The sequence below is a fragment of the Peptoniphilus faecalis genome (genome assembly GCF_012976305.1).
In the GTDB taxonomy this organism is placed as follows: Bacteria; Bacillota; Clostridia; order Tissierellales; family Peptoniphilaceae; genus Peptoniphilus_A; species Peptoniphilus_A faecalis.
Genome location: NZ_JABDSR010000034.1, coordinates 1 through 711, shown reverse-complemented (window position 1 = coordinate 711; position 711 = coordinate 1). Strand labels below are relative to the sequence as shown.

Genomic DNA, 711 nt, shown 5'->3' with positions numbered 1-711 from the left:
AAAGGCAGAAGGGAGCTTAACTGCGAGACCAACAAGTCGAGCAGATGCGAAAGCAGGACTTAGTGATCCGGTGGTACCGAGTGGAAGGGCCATCGCTCAACGGATAAAAGCTACCCCGGGGATAACAGGCTTATCTCCCCCAAGAGTCCACATCGACGGGGAGGTTTGGCACCTCGATGTCGGCTCGTCTCATCCTGGGGCTGAAGTAGGTCCCAAGGGTTGGGCTGTTCGCCCATTAAAGAGGCACGCGAGCTGGGTTCAGAACGTCGCGAGACAGTTCGGTCCCTATCCGTCGTGGGCGTAGGAAATTTGAGAGGAGCTGTCCTTAGTACGAGAGGACCGGGATGGACAAACCGCTGGTGAACCAGTTGTACTGCCAAGTGCATAGCTGGGAAGCTAAGTTTGGAAGGGATAAGAGCTGAAGGCATCTAAGCACGAAGCCCCCCTCGAGATGAGATTTCCCTCGAAAGATAAGACCCCTTGAAGAAAACGAGGTAGATAGGCTCAAGGTGTAAGTGTAGCAATACATTAAGCTAGCGAGTACTAATAGGTCGAAGACTTGACCAAAAAAAAGAAAGGCGATTAGTTTTAAGGAATCTGGTGAGAATAGGACAATGGACACACCTGTAACCATGCCGAACACAGAAGTTAAGCATTAGTCCGCTGATGGTACTTGGTTGGCAACGACCTGGGAGAGTAAGTTATCGCCAG

2 rRNA genes are annotated in these 711 nt (G+C 51.2%); both read left to right on the top strand.

From position 1 onward, the window contains the following. Positions 1–567 (top strand): 23S ribosomal RNA (locus tag HKO22_RS10625); the annotation flags it as partial. A gap of 29 nt (positions 568–596) precedes the next feature. Continuing rightward, positions 597–711 (top strand): 5S ribosomal RNA (gene rrf, locus HKO22_RS10620); the annotation flags it as partial.